Raw genomic sequence first — 19,796 nt, forward strand, 5'->3', positions numbered from 1 at the left:
TCAACTGAGACGCGCTAGTTCACGCGAGCACAGCGTCGATTCGGGTGGCGATGCGGTCGTTGTCGGTCGGCGAGACGCTCATCCAGCCGTCCGAGTTGACCATCAGATAACGGCCCTGGTGGGTGTCGAACCAGTTGATCACGACACCCGACCGCTGGCGGCCGTGGGTGACGCCGAACTGGCCGCCCGCGACGCGGTTCGACGCGAGTTCGTCGAACTGCTTCGCGTCCTGTGCGGACAGACCGACCTGCTGCAGCGCCTCCTGGTCGTCCACCCCGCCGTCGCCGAACAGGTCGTCGGAGGGGTCCACCTCCTGGGCCTCCTGCAACGCGACCGCGTCCTGAAGGGACTGGACCCGGACGTTCACCGCCGTGCCCGGTCCGGGCACGGCGTCGGGCAGCACCTTGACGATCTCGCGGGCGATCCCGGTCTCGCGGATCTCCAGCAGCCCGACCCGGTCGCCGTCGATGATCGCCAGCGCGGCGCGCCGGCCGTTGGAAACGGCCAGCGCGCGCACGGTGCGGTCGAGACCGGCGACGGCGTCCACGGACACCTCGTGGTCGTCGAGCAGCCGCAGGAATTCCTCGAGACGCTGGTTGTCCACGAGCCCGCGTGACCGCAGCTCGTCCATCGTCTTCGTGACGAGCACGCGGCGTTCCTGCTCGGTCTCGCCCTCGTTCGGCACGTCCAGCGGGTACGGCACTCTGCCGAGCCGCAGGGCGTGCCACAACACGTCGAACTCGCGCGGCGACAGCAGGAACTCGGGCGTGATCACTGCGACTCGGTCCCCTTCTGCTTCTTGACCTTCGCGGCACCGATCACCGACGGGGGCAGGTTCTCACCGGGGAGCTCGAACAGGTCGCCGCCCATGATGTAGCTGGCGGACCGGTGTTCCTTGTCGTCCTCGCCCTTGCCACCACCGGGAGCGCCGCCCATCGGCGCGCCACCCATACCGGCACCCGCCGCGGAAGCGCCACCGGGGCCCATGCCCATCGGCATGCCGCCACGAGCGGCCTGGCCCTGGACACCGGACGCGCCACCGGACTGCATCGAGCCGCCCGCGCCCGCGGCACCGCTCGCGCCGCCGCCGAACCCGCCGCCGCCTCCGGCACCCATCTGGGGGGAGTACGGCATCGGGCCGCCCTTCATGCCGCCACCGCCACCGGCGCCACCACCGGCACCGCCGCCGCCACCACCGGCACCGCCGCCCGCACCACCGGGACCGGTGTAACCGGGCGCCGAGGGGTTGTAGGCCGCGGGACCCTTGGGGTTCTGCGGGGTGTAGTTCGGGTTCGCCAGGTCCTTGCCGACGACCGGGGTCTTCGGGACGTTCTGGTTCTGGCCGGTGTTCGTCTTGCCGCCGGTGCCCATCTGAGGCGTGTAGCCGGGCGCGGTCGGCGTGTAGCTGCCACCGCCACCGCCGCCACCACCACTGCCGCTGGTGTACGTGCTGCCCGTGTTGCTGGGGCTGTAACCAGGCGCGGTCGGCGTGTAGGCCGCAGCGGTGTTGGTGTTCGTGTTGCCCATCTGCGGCGTGTAGCTGCTGCCGCCACCGGCGCCACCACCCGCGCCGCCGCCGGCGCCTGCTCCGGTGTAGCCGGGCGCGCTCGGGTTGTACGCGGCCGCGGCGGGCTGGTTCACGCCACTGCCGGCACCCGCGCCGCCGCCGGCTCCGGCACCCGCGCCGGAACCCGACTGCTGGCCGGTCGGAGTCGGAGGGGCGGCCGTCGCCGCACCGGCACTCGCCGCCTGGGTGGACATGAGGCCGTCCGCACCGCCGGTGAACGCGGCCGCACCGGAGCGCGGGACCGCCATCACCGGCTCCTCGACCTTGCCGGTGTTCGGGTTGAACGGCGGCTTGAAGGCGGGCGTCGTCGAGTCGATCTGGCGGGAGTTGTTCTCCATGTCGGTCATCACGGTGACCGCCTGGTCGTGCGCCGCGCGCGACGCGGCGTTGGCGACCGCGATGTCGGCGGAGGCCAGCACGAAGGCGGGCGTGCCCGGCTGGGAGAGCGCGGCAGCGGCCTTGTTCCAGTCGAACTGGACCGGCTGGGGCATCTGCGCCCTGGCGTTCTCCATGACCCGGCCCTGGTCGGCGACCTTGGTGCCGACGTCGACGGCCGTGCGCGCGGTCTCGTCGACCCAGTCCCCGAGCTTCTTCATCGCGGCACGGGCGGCCTCGGCGGCTCCACCCGTCCACTTCGACTCCGACGCGGTGATGACCGAGTTGATGGTCTTGGACGCCTCGGTCAGCTCGTTGCCGTACTTGCTCCAGTCGGAGCTGATCTGGCCGGCTTGACCGGGGTCGTTGTTGTTGTGCACCGCGGCATACAGCTCTTGGTGCGATCGGGACGCCCAGTTCTGCGGGTCCGTGAGGACCGGGACGTTCTCGACCTCGCTCGGGTCGGTCTCGGGGGGCATGACCGGCTCGCCTCTCACTCCGTTGGATCAGCTGGCCACAAGATCAGCTGTTACCCATGTGCTTCTTCAGTTCGGCCTGCTGTTCCTCGTCGAGCTTCGTGAAGTTCCCGATCGCTTCGACGATGGAGTTCTTCGTCTGCTCCAGAACCGTGCGATACGCGGTCATGACGCTGACGAACGAGTACTGCTCACCCTCGGCGCGATGCGTGAACTTGTCGCGCATCTTGTCGCCGACGGGGTTCGCACCAAGCGGCGCCGGGCGGGCGATGCTCGAGTTGGCGCGCTCGATCCACGAGTCGACCTGGTCGATCTGGGCCTGGAACTGCTTGCGGAGTTCCTCGCCCGCCTCCGGGTCGATCTGCACCTGACCCGTGCTGACGGTGTCGCCGAGTGGGACAGCGTCTTTGTCACCGACGATGTACATGCGGGCAGTATCGGGTGTCTTTAGGTGTATCGCTCACTTTGCCGCGCGCGAGTTACCAATTGAGATCCCCGTTCACAATGCGTTGTCGCTGACCGAATCGGGCCACGAACCGGTGAACGTCGTGTAACGGGGTGATCGTTTGCCCTGGTTGTGGGAGCGCTCTCCGGGTGCTGCCCGTTCGGGCTCTCGATCTCTGTTCACATCCCTGGAACGGCCCTTGACCTGGGCCGACTGTGACGCGAATCACATAGGGGATTCTCTGGAATTTAGGGCTTTCTTGAGGTCCGTCACAGCCTGGTTCGTCGATCACCGGATCGGGTGAATCAGTCGACCGGAACAAGAGCGCGGGCGCACTCCGGAGAGTACGCCCGCGATGCCCGATTTGGATCATTCTTGTGCGCTGGAACGCACCGCTCTCAGGCCAGTACGGCGTCGATCCGCGTCGCGATGCGGTCGTTGTCGGTGGGCGACAGGCTGAGCCACCCGTCGGAGCGCACCATCAGGTAGCGCCCCTGGTGGGTGTCGAACCAGTTGATGACCACGTCAGCGCGGTGCCGTCCGTGCGTGACACCGAACTGGCCACCCGCGACCCGGTTCTGCGCGAGCTCGTCCATCTGCCGTGCGTCCTGCGCGGACAGCCCGGCCTTCAGCAACGCCTCGCGGTCGTCGAGTTCCTCGTCGGCCGCACCCCACGGGTCCTCGGATTCCTCCTCCTGCTCGGCCTCCTGCAGCGCGACGGCCTGCTGCAACGTCTCCAGCCGCACGGACAGCGCGCTGCCGGGCCCCGCCACCCCGTCGGGCAGCACCCTGACGATCTCGCGTGCGAGAGAGGTGGGCCTGATCTGCGACAGGCCGACGGTGTCGCCGTCGATGACGGCCAGCACGGCCTCCGTCCCGGCGGTGGCGGCCAGTGCCCGCACGGTCCGGTCGAGCCCGGCGACGGCGTCCACGGACACCTCGTGGTCGCCGAGCACCCGCAACAGGTCCTCCAGCCGGGGGTCGTCGGCGATGCCGCGCCGCCGCAGTCCGGCGATCGTGCTGTGCCGCAGTGCTTTGACGTCCTGCTCGGTCGCTCCTTCGCTGGGCACGTCGAGCGGGTACGGCATTCTGCCGAGCCGCAGCGTCTGCCACAGCACCTCGAACTCGCGGGTCGACAGCAAGTACTCGGGCGTGATCACGAGTGCTCGGAACCTTTCTGCTCTGCCTGCTTTGCGCGCAGTATCGGGCAGAAATGCGTCAACCGTTCCTCATCGGCCGAATACGTACCCGGTTGAGACGAATGTTCACAATCAGTCGCGGCGGCCCGAAACGGGCCACTTCCGGGCAGCTGGAACCTGTGTGCACACTTGTTTTCCCAGGTTCCGGGAGCGCTCTCAATGCGTGACCTGGGCAGATGCCCGCGGCCCGTTCACACGTCCTCACGGGCGTCGTTCGGCCGGTTGGCTGTGACCCAAATCACGCCGCCTGGGTGGTCCTGCGATGTGAGACGCACTCTTGCGGTGGGTAGCTAGCTTCGGACGCATGATCTCTCGGCGCGGCGTGCTCCTCGCGGCAGGACTCTCGGTGCTGCCTTCGGTGCTTCCCTCCAGGGCCGTGGCGGCTCCCGCGATCGTGAAACCGTTGCCCGACGCGGACTTCATCGTGCACGGCACCAACGCGGAGACGCGGTGGGAGGCCCTGCGCGGCACCGGCTCGCTGACGCCGGTCCCGAAGTTCTTCGTCCGCAACCACACCTCGACACCCCTGCTCGACGCCACGTCCTGGCGGCTGGAGATCCACGGCTCCGGAGTGGCACGTCCGCTGTCGCTGTCCCTGCGAGACCTGCGCGCGCTGCCGTCGTGCTCGGTGGAGGCGGTGATCGAGTGCGCGGGCAACGGCCGCAGCTTCTTCACCACGCAGCAGGGCCAGACCGTGTCGGGCACGCCGTGGAAGCTCGGCGCCGTCGGCAACGCCCGGTGGCGAGGCGTGTCGCTCGGCCTGCTCCTGCGGCTGGCCGGCCTGCGCCGCTCCGCCGTCGACGTGCTGCCCGCCGGCCTGGACGCGGAGTACGTGACCGGCGGCGTGAACCTGGGCCGGGTGCGGCGCCCGCTGCCCGTGCCGAAGGCCCTGGACGACGTGCTGGTGGCGTACGAGATGAACGGCGAGCCGCTGCCGCCCGACCACGGGTTCCCGGCGCGGCTGGTGGTGCCGGGATGGGTCGGGATCGCGAGCATCAAGTGGCTGGGATCGCTGGAGGTGTCGGCGTCGGCGCTGCACTCGCCGTGGGACACGCAGTACTACCGGCTGCTCGGTCCCACATATCCGGCGGACGGGACTTTGGTGACCTCGCAGGTGGCCAAGAGCGCCTTCGAACTCGGGTGGGGCGCCGTGGTGCCGGCCGGGCGTCAGGTGCTGACCGGGCGGTCCTGGTCGCCCGGCGGGGTGCGGAAGGTCGAGGTGTCGACGGACGGGCGGTCGTGGCGGCGGGCCACGCCGGTGTCGCGCGGCGGGTGGACCCGGTGGCAGGTGCCGTGGCAGGCGACTCCGGGGGAGCACGTGCTGCGGGCGCGGGTGGACGGGCAGCCGGACGAGTCGCCCTACAACACGCAGGGCTACCTGTTCGGGGCCGTGGTCCGGCATCCGGTGACGGTGGCCTGAGCTTTCGTTCTCTCAATAGCTTCAGTGTCGACCAAAAGCAAGCCTCCAGCTGTGCTCGGCAAGGCGCACCCTCAGGTGTGAAGATCAGTCAGTGACTGTCTCCCCGTGGGCGCCCCTGCGCCGCAGCGCGTTCCGTGCGCTGTGGCTCGCCCAGTTCGCCTCCAACATCGGCACCTGGGCGCAGACGGTCGGTGCCCAGTGGCTGATGGGCGACCTGGGCGGCAGCGCCCTGCAGGTCGCGCTCGTCCAGACCGCCACGACGCTGCCGGTGTTCCTGCTGGTCGTGCCCTCCGGAGCGCTCGGCGACATCCTGGACCGGCGGCAGGTGCTGATCGCCGGGCAGGCGTTGATGCTCGCGGGCGCGGGCGGGTTGATGGTGCTGGCGGGCACGGACAAGGCGACTCCGGCCAGCCTCCTGGGGTTGCTGGCGCTCATGGCGATCGGGCAGGCGTTGTCGATGCCGTCGTTCCAGGCCATTCAGCCGGAACTGGTGTCGCGCGAGGAGATTCCGCAGGCCGCGCTGCTCAACGGCGTCAACATGAACGTCGGGCGTGCGATCGGGCCCGCGCTGGGCGGGTTGCTGATCGCGCTGGCCGGGTCGGAGGCGACGTTCGCGTTCAACACGGTGAGCTTCTTCGGCGTGTTGATCGTGCTCTCGCGGTGGAAGCGGCCGTCGGACCACCGGCCGCTCGGGACCGAGCACATCACCACCGCCATGCGGACGGGTGCGCGGTACGTGGCCAGTTCGCCGTTGTTCCGGCGCGTGCTCACGCGGTTGACGTTGTTCATCGTGTTCGGCAGCGGGTTGTGGGCGCTGTTGCCGGCGATCGCCCGCGGGCCGTTGCGACTCGACGCGAGCGGGTACGGCGTGTTGCTCGGCAGCGTGGGGGCGGGGGCGATCGGCGGCGCGTTCGTGGTGCCGAAGTTGTTGCAGCGCATGAGCAAGAACCGGATGGTGCTGCTCGCGACGTTCGTCTACGCGGCGGCGACCAGCACGGCGGTGCTGACGCAGAGCTTCGCGGTGGTGATCGTCGCGATGCTGCTGACGGGCGCCTGCTGGATCGCCACGCTGTCGACGTTCAACGCGCTCGCGCAGGTGCTGCTGCCGGCGTGGACGCGTGCGCGGGCGTTGGCCTACTACCAGCTGATCCTCATGGGCGGCCAGGCGCTCGGCGCGGTCGTGTGGGGCGTGATCGCGGACGCGTACAGCCTCAAGGTCGCCATGATCGTGCCCGCGGTGGCGATGGTCGTGCTGGCCGCCGTGGCGACGAAGTGGTTGCCGCTGCACGACCGGCCGCTCGACGTCAGCCCGGCGACCTACTGGGAGGAACCGCCGGAGATCACCGACACCGACGCGGGCCCGGTGCTGGTCACGGTGGAGTGGCCGGTGGCGCCGGAGAACGAGGACGCGTTCATCGACGCCATGCAGCGCGTCGGCAGGGCCCGGCGCCGGACGGGCGCCACGATGTGGGGACTGTTCCGGGACACCGAGAAGCCCGAGACGTTCCTGGAGACCTTCACCGTGGCGACGTGGCAGGAACACCTGCGCCAGCACGTCGAACGCGGCACCGTCGTGGACCAGCAGAACCAGGAGACCGCACGCGCGCTGGCCAAGGGACCGGCGCACGTGCGGCACCTGCTGTTCGCCGAACCGACCAAGCCGGAGTAGACGTCGGGGACAACCCATAGCAGCGCGCTATGTGCGGAAGGGATGATCGCGGGCCGACGGGCGATGTGACGCTCTGGGACACCTCAGAACCCTGCGGAGGACCCAATGAGATCACTCGCGCTTGTCCTGGCGCTGTTAGCCGGGCTGCTCGCCCCTGCCACAGCTCAAGCCGCCGCACCCGGCGCACCGAACAGCCCGTTGCTCCCGCCCGAGACCACCAGGAACGTCCTTCATCCCGCGCCGGAATCGACGATCTACGCGGCCGTGACGGACTATCCGGCCGAACTGCGTGCGTTGACCCGCGTGCTCGACAACTACACCAGCGCGGACGACGCGGCCGTGCACGCCGGCATGCTCCTGCTCTACTACGGCCACGGCTACCCGGAGTTCCTGACGGCGGTGCGGGCCGACCCGGAGGTGTTGCGGGCGCTGCACCGGTTCGTGTTGGGGCACCTGGACCTTTTCGGCACCGATCGCCAATACCTGGTCCAGAACGCGACCCGCGAACTGGGCAGGTTCTTGCAGCACAACGACATCGCCCCACGCGTACATCCGTTGCTCGCGGACATGGCGTCACGCGGGGACGTCGTCGGCCGCCTCGCCCCGCTGTGGGTGGGCGTCGCGGAGATGGCCGACTGGTACGACAAGCCGAACTGCCGCCGCTACAACACCTGCGACTTCCGCGCGAAGATCGACCGCCGCGTGCTCACCGTCCGGCACACCTGCAGTGCCACGCTGAAGATCCGCGCCCAGCAGCTGACGCGCACGCAGCTCCGCCAGACCTGCGCGTCGCTCGCAGGCCAGGACGCGGCCTTCCACCGCGTCGTGCGCGATCCGGGACCCGTTGCCGGCGACCAGAACACGGCACTGGAGGTCGTCGTCTTCAACACCAGCAACGACTACCGGACGTACGCCGGGGTGCTGTTCGACATCTCCACCAACAACGGCGGCATGTACCTAGAAGGCGACCCGGCGCTGAACCAGGCGCGGTTCATCGCGCACGAGGCCGACTGGCTGCCGGCGTTCGCGATCTGGAACCTCAACCACGAGTACACCCACTACCTCGACGGCCGATTCGACATGCACGGCGACTTCGAGGAGAACGTGACCACCCCGACCGTGTGGTGGATCGAGGGCTTCGCCGAATACCTCTCCTACAGCTACCGCGCCGAGGTCTACACCGACGCGCTGGCCGAGGCCAAGAAGCAGACCTACGCGTTGAGCACGCTGTTCGACACGACCTACGACCACGACACCAAGCGGGTCTACAACTGGGGTTATCTGGCGGTCAGGTACCTCGTGGAGAAGCACCCGGCTGATGTCACGGCGGTGCTGGCGGACTACCGCGTGGGGGACTGGGCGGGTGCCCGCGACCACCTCACGCGGGTGATCGGCAACCGCTACGACTCCGACTGGTACGGCTGGCTCAGTTCGCTGAAGTGAGAGCCGTGCCGCGCTCCTCCCACCACGGCCGGAACACCGGACTGGCGAGCGCCTGATCCGAGTAGGCGTCCAGCACCTCGGCGAACACGCGGCTGGCCTGACTCCAGGTCAGCCGCTCCCGCCGCCACGCGAACACCACCCGCATCCGCATCGGCGCTCCCGCCAGCGGCCGCACCGCCACCCCGGGACCACCCTGCGACGTCGGCTCGACCAGCTGCACGGCCTTGCCCGCCGCGATCAGCTGACGTCCGGCACCGCTCGGCACCTCGAACCGGACCCGCGGCACGAACCCCGCCGCCCGGCAGGCCGCTCGCAACGCCGTCAGCGACCCGTCCTCGGCCCCCGGAGGCCCGATCCACGCCTCGCCGGCCAGGTCGGCAAGCTCCACCTCGGTGCGTTCGGCAAGGTGATGACCTGCGGGAACGGCGATGTACACCGGCACCCACGGCACGACGACCCGTTGCGCCACCCCGCGCGGCAACCCCAGGTCGCCCTCCTCGTCGACGGCGATCACCGCCGCGTCCAGGTGCCCGTTCGCCAGCGCCAGTGCGAGGCCCGTCGACGAGGGATCGACCACCAGCGTGACGTCGTCCAGCACCTCTTCCAGCCGCGAGTACAGGGCGGCCACGCACTCCATGTGCACCGATCCGAACCGGACGGGCCCGCCGCGACCGGCCGTGTCCGAGCCGAACGCCTCCAGCTCCACCAGCAGCAACCTGGCGCGTTGCAGCATCTGCGCGCCCAGCGGGGTGGGCACGGCGCCGGAGCGGCCGCGGTCGAAGAGCGTGCCGCCGACCATGCGCTCGACCCGTTGCAGCAGGGTGGTGAGCGACGGCTGGGAGATGCCGAGCTGCGTCGCCGCGCGGGAGAGACTGCCCGCGTCACCGATGGCGCAGATCGCCCTCAGGTGCCGGATCTCCAGTTCCATAGGGCCAGGCTATACGCGCGATCAGCAGGAACGGTCGCGCTGGGCTTCCGGCCGCGAGAACTCCAGGCGCGTGTCCCCGGAGCGGGGCAGCACGAGGGCCACTCCGTCGCGCTGGTTCCACTCCTTCGGCAGCAGGAGGCTCTGGCCGGTCGACTGCAGGACCATGACCAGCCCGTCGTAGCGGAACCTGTACACCGAGTCCGCGGTGGAGCACGCGGTCGTGGTGACGCCCGGCCCGCGGATCCCGATGTCCTTGGTGCTGAACACGACCGTCTGGGGCAGGGTGCCGAGCCTGGTCTGGTACTCGTAGCCCCTGGTCGCCCCGACGGCCGCCGAGTAGTCGTTGACCGCCCAGAACAGGCCGATGCTCGCGAGCACGAACGTGAACGTCCACTGGATCACCGGCACGACGCCGGCGGCGCGCTTGCCGGACAGCGTCGTCTGCAGGTGCTCCGCCGCCGGGAACAGGATCACGCCCACCGCCACGCACACCCCGGGAAGACCGGGCACGGCGTAGAGCAGCCGGGGCAACACCAGGCCGGTGAGCCCGAGCAGCAGGAACACGAGACCAAGCGACACCAGCACCGGAACGGCGCGCCGGGTCAGGGCGCGCCACGTCCTCGGAGCCAGTGCCGAGTGCAAGAAGCGGTAGCCCCACAACGTCGCGAGCCCGCCGGCCGCCAGCACCGTCAGCGGCACGAACATGCCGTCCGAGCTGCGGATCAGGTAGTCCGGCGCGGTCAGGCCGAGCACGGAGTAGTGCACGCCGAACCAGTCGCAGAAGAACGTCGCGTGCCGGGTGCCGAAGTAGAACAGCAGCGCGGTCAGCAAGGTGGTCGGCGCGAGCAGGGAACCGAAGACCCGCAACCCCTTCGACGGCGCCTCGTCCTTCGGCCTGGCGGGAGCCGGGCGCACGGGTCAGCCCTCGGAGCACAGGTTGTTGGTGATCCTGAAGGTGATCTTGCCGCCCTCGTGCAGGGGGACGGGCACCTTGATGCCCTTGTCGACGACCTTGCAGTCGCCCTCGAGGCCGGTGGACCCGTCGACCACCAGGGTGTAGCCGACGCACAGCTTCTTGCCGGGACAGGCTTCCGTGAGCTGGCCCGAGATGTTGGTCCAGGACAACTTGAACGGAATCTCGTCCTGCTGCTCGATGGATCCGCGCAGTTCGGAGGTGAGCACCCAGCGGTCCGGGGGTTTTGGCGGCGGTGGGGGTGGCTTCGTCGTCGTGGTGCGAGGCGGCGGTGGCGGAGGTTTCGGTGGCTGGGTCGTCGTGCGCGCGGGCGGAACGGCGCTGGTGGTGGCCTCGGTGGTCGACGTGGCCGTGACCTCGGTGTTCGGCACCGGTTGGGCGGTGCCGGGTGATGGCGGCTGGCCGCAGGCGGTGAGCGTGGCGGCGGCCAGGAGACAGATGACGGTTCGGCGGTTCATGGCGAATGCCTCCTTTACAAATGGAGGCCTGCCGCGGACCGGCGGATACACCGGCCGTCTTCCATAGCCTGAAGCTATGGCCAACTGGGATTGGCGAGACAGCTCCGGCTCAGGCAAGGGTGGAAGGTAAGGACAACCCTGGAAGGACTCGAATTGGCTCGGACACGCCGCGACATGGCGAAACTGGTGGACGCGGACGGTTTCCGCACGTACATCCGCGACGGCTGGGGCGAGTGGGACAGCTCCGTCGACCTCCCGGACGGCACGGCGGAGGCGGCGGCGGCCCACCGCGCCAGGCTCACCGCGGCGCTGCCCGGCAAGCGGATCGCGCTGGCCGCCGGGCGTGCGCACGTGCGGTCCAACGACACGTTCCACGAGTTCCGCGCCGACAGCGACTTCGTGTGGCTGACCGGCTGCCAGGTCGAGGGCGCCGTGCTGGTGCTGACCGACGACGACGCCACGCTGTTCGTGCCGGTCCCGTCGGAGACCCACAGCGTCGACTTCTTCGGCGACGCCGACCGCAGTCCGTTCTGGATCGGCGCCGCCGCCGGCCCGAAGGAGTGGGGTGCCGCGCTCGGCATCACCGCCCGCCCGATCGAGGACCTCGCGAACGCCCTGCGCGGCCGCCACCCCGAGACGCTCGTCGCCAAGGGCGTCGACCCGGTGCTGGACGCGCTGACCGGCTCGCACAGCGACGAGCTGCGGACCGTGGTCTCCGAGCTGCGCCGGATCAAGGACGACTGGGAGATCGACCAGCTCCGCCAGGCCGTCGACGCCAGCGTCAAGGGCTTCGCCGACGTCGCCATGGAGCTCGGCCAGGCCGTGCGCGGCGGGGGAGAGCGCTGGCTGCAGGGCACGTTCGACCGTCGTGCGCGCACCGAGGGCAAGGGCCCCGGCTACACCTCGATCGTCGCCGCCGGCGCGCACGCCCCGGTGCTGCACTGGACGCGCTGCGACGGCCGCGTGAACGACTCCGACCTGCTGCTGCTCGACGCCGGTGTCGAGATGAACTCCCTCTACACCGCCGACGTCACCCGCACGTTCCCGGTGAGCGGCGAGTTCAGCGAGCCGCAGCGCAAGGTGTACGACCTCGTGCTGAAGTCACACGTCGCCGCGCTCGCGGAAGTGCGGCCGGGCAACGACTACAGCGCTTTCCACCACACCGCCATGCGCGTGCTCGCCGAGGGCCTGCACGACTGGGGCCTGCTGCCCGTCAGCGTCGACAAGGCGCTCGACCCGTCCGGGCAGCACCACAGGCGCTACATCGTCTGCGGCACCGGCCACTTCCTCGGCCTCGACGTGCACGACTGCGCCGACGCCCGCCAGGAGACCTACCAGCAGGGCATCCTGGAACGCGGCATGGCGCTGACCGTCGAGCCCGGCCTGTACTTCCACCCCAACGACGAGACGCTGCCGCCGGAGCTGCGCGGCATCGGCGTGCGCATCGAGGACGACCTGGTCGTCACGTCGACCGGCGCGGACGTCCTGTCGGACTCGCTGCCGATCGACGCGGACGACGTCGCCGCGTGGGTGCGCAAGCAGCGTTCCTAATTGGACGGAGTGGAGCGGGCCCAGGCGAACGTGAGTTCCACGGCCCGCTTCCAGTTCGCGTACTCGTTCTCGCGGTGCCGGGCGTCCATCGCCGGGTTCCACCGCGCGGCCAGATGCCAGTTGCGGCGCAGCCCCTCCAGGTCCGGCCAGTACCCGGCGGCCAGGCCGGCGGCGTAGGCCGCACCGAGCGACACCGTCTCGGCGACCAGCGGCCGTTGCACGGGGATGTCCAGCACGTCCGAGATGAACTGCATGAGCAGGTGGTCGGCGGTCATCCCGCCGTCCACCTTCAGCACCGGCGTCGGCACGCCCAGGTCGGCGTTCATCGCGTCGACGACCTCCCGCGTCTGCCAGCCGGTCGCCTCCAGCACGGCCCGCGCCAGGTGCCCCTTGTTGATGTACGACGTCAGCCCGACGACGAGCCCGCGCGCCTGCGAGAGCCAGTGCGGCGCGAACAACCCGGAGAACGCCGGCACGATGTAGCAGCCGCCGTTGTCCTTCACCGTGCGCGCCAGCGTCTCGATCTCCGGCGCGGAGTGGATCAGCCCGAGGTTGTCGCGGAACCACTGCACCAGCGACCCGGCGACGGCGATCGAGCCCTCCAGCGCGTACGCCGGCTCACCGCCGATCTGGTAGCCGATGGTCGTCAGCAGCCCGTGCTTCGAGCGCACCAGCTCGCTTCCCGTGTTCATCAACAGGAATCCGCCGGTGCCGTACGTGCCCTTGATCGAGCCCTTCTCGAAACAGGTCTGCCCGAACAGCGCCGCGTGCTGGTCGCCCAGTGCCGCCGCGATCTTGATGCCCGGCACCACGCGCGTCGTGACACCGCTGATCTCCGTCGACGGACGGATCTCCGGCAGGATCTGCGGCGGCACGCCGAAGAACTCCAGCAGCATCGGATCCCATTGCCGCGTCGAGAGGTTCATCAGCATCGTCCGCGACGCGTTGGTGACGTCCGTGACGTGCAGGCCGCCGTTGACGCCGCCGGTGAGGTTCCAGATGAGCCAGGTGTCCATGGTGCCGAACAGGACGTCGCCGCGCTCGGCCTTCTCGCGCAGCCCGGCCACGTTGTCGAGCATCCACCGCAGCGACGGCGCCGAGAAGTAGGTCGCCAGCGGCAGGCCGCACCGGTCGCGGACCTCCTCGAGGCCCGGCTTCTTCCCGAGTTCGGTGACGAGTTCCTCGGTCCGGATGTCCTCCCAGACGATCGCGCGTCCGATCGGGACACCGGTGTGCCGGTCCCACAGCACGAACGTCTCACGCTGGTTCGTGATGCCCATCGCGACGACCTGGTCGGCGGTGATCCCCGCCTGCCGCAACGCCTGCGGCACGATCCGGTCGACGTTGCGCCAGATCTCCACAGCGTCCTGCTCGACCCAGCCGGGCCGCGGGTGGTACTGGCGGTGCTCGCGCTGGCTGACAGCGACGAGGCGGGCGTTCTGGTCGAACACGATGCAGCGCGTCGACGTCGTCCCCTGGTCGATCGCCATTACGAACCGTTGCACGGCGAGCCCCTCAGTTCTCGTCGACAAGCGAAGTGGTGACGGATTCCGCGGCCTGCACGACCTGACGCACCAGCGTCGCACGCGGACGGCCCGCCGAGTCGCACAGCCGGTCCGCCGCGCCGGAGATGCCGATCGCGCCGATCACGAGGCCACCGGGGATGCGGATGGGCGCGGCGATGCTCGCCTCACCCGGCATGTACTCCTCGGCCTCGCCCGCCCAGCCCTGCCCGCGCACCTCGGTCAGCACCCGCTCCAGCATCTGCGTGCGCGTGATCGTCCTGCGCGTCAACGACGTCAGCTCCCGTCGGCGTGCGGCCGCCGACAGATCCGGGTCGTAGGCCAGCAGCACCTTGCCGAGCGCGGTGGCGTGCAACGGCAGCATCGCGCCGATGCCGAGTGTTTGCACAGAGTCATCAGGCCGGAACACGTGGTGCACGACGAGCACGGCACCGTCGTGGTGCATGCCGATCCTGACCTCCTGGCTGCTGCGCGACGCGAGCGTGTCGGCCCAGTTGATCGATCGAGAACGCAGTTCGTTCGCGTCGAGGTAGGACGTTCCCAGGTGCAGGAGGGCGGCGCCGAGCCGGTAGCGGCCCGTCGCCTGATCCTGTTCGACGAACTCGACCCGTTGCAGCGTACGGAGAATCCCGTGCGCGGTGCCCCGCGCGAGACCGAGCGAGTCGGCTATCTCCGTGAGACCGTGATGGCCGGAGCCACGCGCGAGCAGCCGCAGCACGGCGGCGGCGCGTTCGATCGACTGGATGGGTCCCGGCACGCGTGAAACGTAATTGAGACGGCCCGTGTCGGCAATGTCGAACGGCTGGGGCGAGCATCACGCCTGGACACGGGCCTGAAACGCCTTGTCTGCGCGCAGCGTGACCGGTCGGTCACACCTTTTGGGGTCGCAGGTGTCGACATTGTCGAACAGCACCTGTTGAACAGGCGTTCAGGCAGTCATACGTTCCGCCTCAATCACCACGTGGTGATCAGCCGTTCAAAGACGAATGGGAGGCCAGCGTGGGTCTCGGGTCAGTGTTCCTCAGCGAGGTGCTCGGTACGGGCGTCCTGCTGTTGCTGGGTGCGGGCGTGGTGGCCAACGTGCTGCTCGCCAAGTCGAAGGGTTTCGACGGCGGTTGGCTGTTGATCAACTTCGGTTGGGGCCTCGGTGTCTTCGCCGGTGTGTACGTCGCCTACAAGTCGGGCGCGCACCTCAACCCCGCGGTGACGGTGGGCATTCTCACCAGCGGTGCGGCCGAGTACGCCCCTGGTGTTCCGGTCAGCTTCGGCTCGACGATCATCTACTTCGCGGGCGAGATGCTCGGCGCGTTCCTCGGTGCCGTGCTCGCCTGGCTCGCCTACAAGCCGCACTTCGACGAGACCCCCGACGAGGGCCTCAAGCTCGCCGTCTTCTCCACCGGCCCGGCGATCCGCAGCTACGCCTGGAACCTCGTGTGCGAGATCATCGGCACGTTCGTCCTGGTCTTCGTGATCCTCGCGTTCGGCAAGACGCCGACCCAGATCGGCCCGCTGGCCGCCGCACTGCTGGTCGTCGGTATCGGTGCCTCCCTCGGTGGCCCCACCGGCTACGCGATCAACCCGGCCCGCGACCTCGGCCCGCGCATCGCACACGCGCTGCTTCCGTTGTCCTACAAGGGCACTGACGGCGAGGCCGTGGGCAAGAAGGACTCCGACTGGAGCTACTCCTGGGTGCCGGTCGTCGGCCCGCTCATCGGTGGCGCGCTCGCCGGTGTGATCGCTTCGCTCGCGTTCTGACGCTGACCATCCGGAAAGGACTTCTTCGATGTCGCAGTACGTTCTCGCCGTCGACCAGGGCACGACCAGCACGCGGGCGATCATCTTCGACCACAGCGGCTCCATCGTCGCCGTGGGCCAGAAGGAACACGAGCAGATCTTCCCGCGGGCCGGCTGGGTCGAGCACAACCCGGTGGAGATCTCCGAGAACACCCGGTTCGTGATCGGCCAGGCGCTCTCCACCGCCGACCTCAACACCGGTGACCTCGCCGCCGTGGGCATCACCAACCAGCGCGAGACCGCGGTGGTGTGGGACAAGAACACCGGCGAGCCGGTCTACAACGCGATCGTCTGGCAGGACACCCGCACCCAGGCCATCGTCGAGGAGCTCGGCGCTCTCGGCGGCGGTGCCGACCGCTACAAGGCGAAGGTCGGCCTGCCGCTGGCGACCTACTTCTCCGGCCCCAAGATCCGCTGGATCCTCGACAACGTCGAGGGCGCCCGTGAGCGTGCCGAGGCCGGCGACCTGCTGTTCGGCAACACCGACACGTGGACGCTGTGGAACCTCACCGGCGGCCCCAACGGTGGCGTGCACGCCACGGACGTCACCAACGCGTCGCGGACCATGCTGATGGACCTCGACACGCTGCAGTGGGACGCGGAGATCGCCTCCGACATGGGCATTCCGCTGTCCATGCTGCCGGAGATCCGTTCCTCCTCGGAGGTCTACGGCACCGGCGGTCCCGGCGGTGTGCTGAAGGGCGTGCCGATCGCGGGCATCCTCGGCGACCAGCAGGCCGCGACGTTCGGCCAGGTCTGCTACGAGCCGGGCACCGCGAAGAACACCTACGGCACCGGCAACTTCATGTTGCTCAACACCGGTACCGAGAAGGTCGCCTCGAAGAACGGTCTGCTCACGACCGTCTGCTACAAGATCGGCGACGAGGCTCCCGTCTACGCGCTGGAAGGCTCCATCGCCGTCACCGGTTCGCTGGTGCAGTGGCTGCGCGACAACCTCGGCATCATCGGCTCCGCCGCGGAGATCGAGACGCTGGCGAAGACGGTGGACGACAACGGTGGCGCGTACTTCGTGCCGGCGTTCTCCGGTCTGTTCGCGCCGTACTGGCGAGCGGACGCGCGTGGCGCGGTCGTCGGTCTGACCCGGTTCGTCAACAAGGGTCACCTGGCGCGGGCCGTGCTGGAGGCGACGGCGTTCCAGACCCGCGAGGTGCTGGACGCGATGAACGCCGACTCCGGTGTGCCGCTGACCGAGCTGAAGGTCGACGGCGGCATGGTCGCCAACGAACTGCTGATGCAGTTCCAGGCCGACGTTCTGGACGTGCCGGTGGTGCGTCCCGTCGTCGCCGAGACGACCGCTCTCGGCGCCGCGTACGCCGCCGGTCTGGCCGTCGGCTACTGGTCGGGGCTCGACGAGCTGCGCGCCAACTGGGCCGAGGACAAGCGCTGGACGCCGGCACTCGACTCCGACGAGCGCGAGCGCGAGTACCGCAACTGGAAGAAGGCCGTCACCAAGTCGTTCGACTGGGTCGACGCCGACGTTCGCTGACTTCTTTCTTTAGGAGCTGAAGAAGTTGTTCGCAAGGCTGGATCCGGCTCGGCGTGCTCGGTCTCTGGAGACGTTGGGCAGCACGGAGTTCGACGTCCTCGTCGTCGGAGGTGGTGTGGTCGGCGCGGGTGCCGCTCTCGACGCGGCGTCCCGCGGCCTCTCCGTCGCGCTGGTCGAGGCCGACGACTGGGCGGCGGGCACGTCGAGCCGGTCCAGCAAGCTCGTCCACGGCGGGCTGCGATACCTGGAGCAGCTGGAGTTCAAGCTGGTCCGTGAAGCTCTGAAGGAACGCGGCCTGCTGCTGCGCCGGCTCGCACCGCACCTGGTGCGGCCGGTGCCGTTCCTCTTCCCGTTGAAGAAGCAGTGGGAACGCGCCTACGTCGGCGCGGGCGTGATGTTGTACGACTCGATCGGCGGCGCCGGAGCCGTGCCGATGCACCGGCACCTCTCCCGCCGCAAGATGGCCGCTCTGGGGCCATCACTCGACTCTTCGGCCTTCGCGGGCGCCATCCGGTACTACGACGCGCAGATGGACGACGCCCGGCTGGTGTCGACGCTGGTCCGCACGGCCGCCCAGCACGGTGCGACGGTGGTGTCGCGGGCTCGCGTGACTTCTCTTCTGCGTGTTGACGGCCGGGTCTCCGGTGCTTCGGTGCGCGATGAGCTGTCCGGCGTGACGCACGTGGTGCGAGCCCGCCGGGTCATCAGCGCCACCGGTGTGTGGACCGACTCGCTGAACTCGATGTCGCCCGGCGCGCCGCCGTTCCACGTGCGGATGTCCAAGGGCGTGCACGTGCTGGTGGAACGGTCGAAGATCCAGCTGGACGGCGGGCTGATCACGCAGACCGAGAAGTCGGTGCTGTTCGTGATCCCGTGGGGTGCCTACTGGATCATCGGCACCACCGACACGCCGTACTCCGGTTCACCGGAAGACGTTGTCGCTACTTCCGAAGACGTCTCTTATATCTTGGACCACGTCAACGCCGTGCTGCGGTCTCCGCTGACCGTGGACGACGTCGTTGGCACGTATGCGGGTCTGCGGCCGTTGCTCGCCGGGGCTTCCAGCGACACCTCGAAGCTCTCCCGCGAGCACGCCGTCGCCGAGCCCGAGCCGGGGTTCTTCGTGATCGCGGGCGGCAAGTACACGACCTACCGCGTGATGGCCGCGGACGTCGTGAACGCCGCGGTTTCTGGTTTGGGGCGTGCGGTGGCGCCTTCTCTGACCGCCCGGCTGCCGTTGTGCGGCGCCGTCGGTTTCCAAGAGCTGTGGGCGGACCGGGCTCGAGTCGCTGCGGAGTCCGGCCTGCCCACGTCCACTGTGGAGCGTCTGCTGCGCCGGTACGGCTCGGCCGTGTCCGACGTGCTGGCGATGATCGCGCAGGATCCTTCGCTGGCGGCGCCGGTGGCGGGGTACCTGGCGGCGGAGATCGTGTACGCCGTGACGCACGAGGGCGCGTTGGGGCTGGAGGACGTTCTCGCGCGGCGGACCCGGATCGCGATGGAGCACCTGGACTTCGGTGCTTCGGTCGCCGGCGAGGTGGCGGATCTGATCGCCGGTCCGCTGGGCTGGTCTTCTGATGAACGTGTTGCTGCTGTGGAGTCCTATCGGACGAGCACGGAGTTGGCGGCGAGATGAGATGGACAGCGCGGAGCTGATCGAGAGGTTGCGGCGGGAAGGCGGCTTCCGGCTGCTCCCGCTGCTCGGGAACACCGGGCAGGTCGCAGGGGTGCACCTGGCCCGGTTCCTTCCCGGCGGGCAACTCGACGTGATCCAGGCGTGGGACGAGCGGTGGGCCGTGTGGGCCCGGATGCCTGACGTGGTGGACCCGGCCGCGCCGTTCGCCGGGCCTGAGGGCGGTGTCGTGCAGAGCGGCCCGTTCGCTCGCGTGGTGTCGCCGTTGCTGCCGCTTCAGCCCGGCCTCAGCCGCTGAGCACGTCCCACTTGTCCCACCACCGCACGACGTGGGACGCGGGCACGGCGTAGTGGCGGCTGTCGGGGTTCTTGGGACGCGTGCCCACGCGCGCCAGGTACTCGGTGTACCGCTTCTCGACGTCCTGGCGGAACCAGTCGGCGGGCACCGGGTAGAACTCGGGGTGTTCGCCTTCCAGGTCGACGAACACCACGGCATCGGTGTCCGGAGCCAGCGGCTTCAACGCGTCGGACAGCTGCCACTCGTCCGAGCGCTTGCCGAACACCTGCACCAGCCGCCCGCCGACCTTGAGGCGGTAGCGTCGTGGTTCCGATCGGACCTCCACCGGCAGCATGGTCTTCCGGACGGCTTCCGCCGCCGTGCAGTACACCGCGTAGGCGTGCACCTGATCGTTGCTCAGCTTGGTGAGGCTCGACGTCACCTCCGCATGGTTCACCGATGTGGTTTTGTGCGTCAACGAACTGTCCACTCCTGACTGAGAAGTGGACGTTCACCGCCGAATAACCACGCCTTAAGCGACCCGCGCGAGGGTGCTGG

At 69.3% G+C, this 19,796-nt stretch carries 18 protein-coding genes; 8 read left to right on the forward strand and 10 right to left on the reverse strand.

Features of this window, described 5'->3' with window-relative positions:
- Positions 1-19: 19 nt before the first annotated feature.
- The 4 genes from OG205_RS04315 to OG205_RS04330 all read right to left on the reverse strand — a co-directional run bounded on the left by OG205_RS04315 (position 20) and on the right by OG205_RS04330 (position 4,023).
- The gene (locus tag OG205_RS04315) at positions 20-775 is read right to left on the reverse strand and encodes an ESX secretion-associated protein EspG (protein ID WP_330274930.1); all 756 of its coding nucleotides are present in this window, start codon (positions 773-775) and stop codon (positions 20-22) included.
- A complete protein-coding gene (locus OG205_RS04320) occupies positions 772-2,421 on the reverse strand; it encodes a PPE domain-containing protein (protein WP_330274931.1) in 1,650 nt (549 codons plus the stop codon). Before OG205_RS04320 ends, OG205_RS04315 begins: the two co-directional genes overlap by 4 nt.
- Positions 2,422-2,464: 43 nt before the next feature.
- Positions 2,465-2,845, reverse strand: a complete 381-nt coding sequence (locus tag OG205_RS04325) for a hypothetical protein (protein ID WP_319974588.1) — start codon at positions 2,843-2,845, stop codon at positions 2,465-2,467.
- A 416-nt stretch (positions 2,846-3,261) separates the two neighbouring features.
- Positions 3,262-4,023: an ESX secretion-associated protein EspG gene (locus OG205_RS04330; RefSeq protein WP_330274932.1), complete on the reverse strand. Its 762-nt coding sequence runs from the start codon at positions 4,021-4,023 to the stop codon at positions 3,262-3,264.
- A 343-nt stretch (positions 4,024-4,366) separates the two neighbouring features.
- Between OG205_RS04330 and OG205_RS04335 the strand changes: the two genes are divergently transcribed.
- The 3 genes from OG205_RS04335 to OG205_RS04345 all read left to right on the forward strand — a co-directional run bounded on the left by OG205_RS04335 (position 4,367) and on the right by OG205_RS04345 (position 8,594).
- Positions 4,367-5,482: a molybdopterin-dependent oxidoreductase gene (locus tag OG205_RS04335; RefSeq protein ID WP_330274933.1), complete on the forward strand. Its 1,116-nt coding sequence runs from the start codon at positions 4,367-4,369 to the stop codon at positions 5,480-5,482.
- A gap of 91 nt (positions 5,483-5,573) precedes the next feature.
- On the forward strand, positions 5,574-7,151 hold the full coding sequence (locus OG205_RS04340) for an MFS transporter (RefSeq protein WP_330274934.1): 1,578 nt from the start codon (positions 5,574-5,576) through the stop codon (positions 7,149-7,151).
- 105 nt (positions 7,152-7,256) lie between these two features.
- Complete coding sequence (locus OG205_RS04345) at positions 7,257-8,594, forward strand: collagenase (RefSeq protein ID WP_330274935.1); 1,338 nt, start codon at positions 7,257-7,259, stop codon at positions 8,592-8,594.
- On the opposite strand, the gene OG205_RS04350 is transcribed toward OG205_RS04345, so the two are convergent.
- From OG205_RS04350 to OG205_RS04360, 3 genes are read right to left on the reverse strand one after another with little or no spacing between them, the layout of a single operon-like run.
- Entirely contained in the window at positions 8,578-9,522 is a 945-nt protein-coding gene (locus tag OG205_RS04350; protein WP_330274936.1) for a LysR family transcriptional regulator, read from the reverse strand. The genes OG205_RS04345 and OG205_RS04350 overlap by 17 nt on opposite strands.
- Positions 9,523-9,543: 21 nt before the next feature.
- Complete coding sequence (locus tag OG205_RS04355) at positions 9,544-10,437, reverse strand: hypothetical protein (protein WP_330274937.1); 894 nt, start codon at positions 10,435-10,437, stop codon at positions 9,544-9,546.
- Positions 10,438-10,440: 3 nt separating this feature from the next.
- Positions 10,441-10,953 (reverse strand): hypothetical protein, encoded by a 513-nt coding sequence (locus OG205_RS04360; protein WP_330274938.1) that lies wholly within the window; start codon positions 10,951-10,953, stop codon positions 10,441-10,443.
- A gap of 174 nt (positions 10,954-11,127) precedes the next feature.
- Between OG205_RS04360 and OG205_RS04365 the strand changes: the two genes are divergently transcribed.
- On the forward strand, positions 11,128-12,504 hold the full coding sequence (locus OG205_RS04365) for an aminopeptidase P family protein (protein WP_330278096.1): 1,377 nt from the start codon (positions 11,128-11,130) through the stop codon (positions 12,502-12,504).
- Here OG205_RS04365 and glpK (OG205_RS04370) read toward each other — a convergent pair.
- Together glpK (OG205_RS04370) and OG205_RS04375 are read right to left on the reverse strand one after the other, a co-directional pair.
- The gene (glpK, locus tag OG205_RS04370; protein ID WP_330278097.1) at positions 12,501-13,994 is read right to left on the reverse strand and encodes a glycerol kinase GlpK; all 1,494 of its coding nucleotides are present in this window, start codon (positions 13,992-13,994) and stop codon (positions 12,501-12,503) included. The genes OG205_RS04365 and glpK (OG205_RS04370) overlap by 4 nt on opposite strands.
- A gap of 25 nt (positions 13,995-14,019) precedes the next feature.
- Positions 14,020-14,784 (reverse strand): IclR family transcriptional regulator, encoded by a 765-nt coding sequence (locus OG205_RS04375; protein WP_330274939.1) that lies wholly within the window; start codon positions 14,782-14,784, stop codon positions 14,020-14,022.
- 242 nt (positions 14,785-15,026) lie between these two features.
- Here OG205_RS04375 and OG205_RS04380 point away from each other — a divergent pair, with 242 nt between their 5' ends.
- Genes OG205_RS04380 through OG205_RS04395 form a run of 4 tightly spaced genes read left to right on the forward strand, consistent with a single transcriptional unit; the run spans position 15,027 to position 19,259 of the window.
- Positions 15,027-15,782 (forward strand): MIP/aquaporin family protein, encoded by a 756-nt coding sequence (locus tag OG205_RS04380; protein WP_330274940.1) that lies wholly within the window; start codon positions 15,027-15,029, stop codon positions 15,780-15,782.
- Positions 15,783-15,810: 28 nt separating this feature from the next.
- Positions 15,811-17,328: a glycerol kinase GlpK gene (gene glpK / locus OG205_RS04385; RefSeq protein WP_330274941.1), complete on the forward strand. Its 1,518-nt coding sequence runs from the start codon at positions 15,811-15,813 to the stop codon at positions 17,326-17,328.
- Positions 17,329-17,353: 25 nt separating this feature from the next.
- Positions 17,354-18,964 (forward strand): glycerol-3-phosphate dehydrogenase/oxidase, encoded by a 1,611-nt coding sequence (locus OG205_RS04390; RefSeq protein WP_442916738.1) that lies wholly within the window; start codon positions 17,354-17,356, stop codon positions 18,962-18,964.
- Position 18,965: 1 nt separating this feature from the next.
- Positions 18,966-19,259, forward strand: a complete 294-nt coding sequence (locus OG205_RS04395) for a hypothetical protein (protein ID WP_330274942.1) — start codon at positions 18,966-18,968, stop codon at positions 19,257-19,259.
- On the opposite strand, the gene OG205_RS04400 is transcribed toward OG205_RS04395, so the two are convergent.
- Positions 19,249-19,680: a hypothetical protein gene (locus OG205_RS04400; RefSeq protein WP_330274943.1), complete on the reverse strand. Its 432-nt coding sequence runs from the start codon at positions 19,678-19,680 to the stop codon at positions 19,249-19,251. The two genes, OG205_RS04395 and OG205_RS04400, sit on opposite strands and share 11 nt — an antisense overlap.
- Positions 19,681-19,796 lie beyond the last annotated feature (116 nt).

It is taken from the genome of Lentzea sp. NBC_00516 (assembly GCF_036346835.1).
Taxonomy (GTDB): Bacteria; Actinomycetota; Actinomycetes; order Mycobacteriales; family Pseudonocardiaceae; genus Lentzea; species Lentzea sokolovensis.

Bases quoted from the DNA above. Each gene is read 5' to 3' on its own strand.
- OG205_RS04345 (WP_330274935.1), top strand. From the start codon at position 7,257: ATGAGATCACTCGCGCTTGTCCTGGCGCTGTTAGCCGGGCTGCTCGCC.
- OG205_RS04335 (WP_330274933.1), top strand. From the start codon at position 4,367: ATGATCTCTCGGCGCGGCGTGCTCCTCGCGGCAGGACTCTCGGTGCTG.
- OG205_RS04365 (WP_330278096.1), top strand. From the start codon at position 11,128: ATGGCGAAACTGGTGGACGCGGACGGTTTCCGCACGTACATCCGCGAC.
- OG205_RS04350 (WP_330274936.1), bottom strand. From the start codon at position 9,522: ATGGAACTGGAGATCCGGCACCTGAGGGCGATCTGCGCCATCGGTGAC.
- OG205_RS04325 (WP_319974588.1), bottom strand. From the start codon at position 2,845: ATGTACATCGTCGGTGACAAAGACGCTGTCCCACTCGGCGACACCGTC.
- glpK (WP_330278097.1), bottom strand. From the start codon at position 13,994: ATGGCGATCGACCAGGGGACGACGTCGACGCGCTGCATCGTGTTCGAC.
- glpK (WP_330274941.1), top strand. From the start codon at position 15,811: ATGTCGCAGTACGTTCTCGCCGTCGACCAGGGCACGACCAGCACGCGG.
- OG205_RS04360 (WP_330274938.1), bottom strand. From the start codon at position 10,953: ATGAACCGCCGAACCGTCATCTGTCTCCTGGCCGCCGCCACGCTCACC.
- OG205_RS04320 (WP_330274931.1), bottom strand. From the start codon at position 2,421: ATGCCCCCCGAGACCGACCCGAGCGAGGTCGAGAACGTCCCGGTCCTC.
- OG205_RS04395 (WP_330274942.1), top strand. From the start codon at position 18,966: ATGGACAGCGCGGAGCTGATCGAGAGGTTGCGGCGGGAAGGCGGCTTC.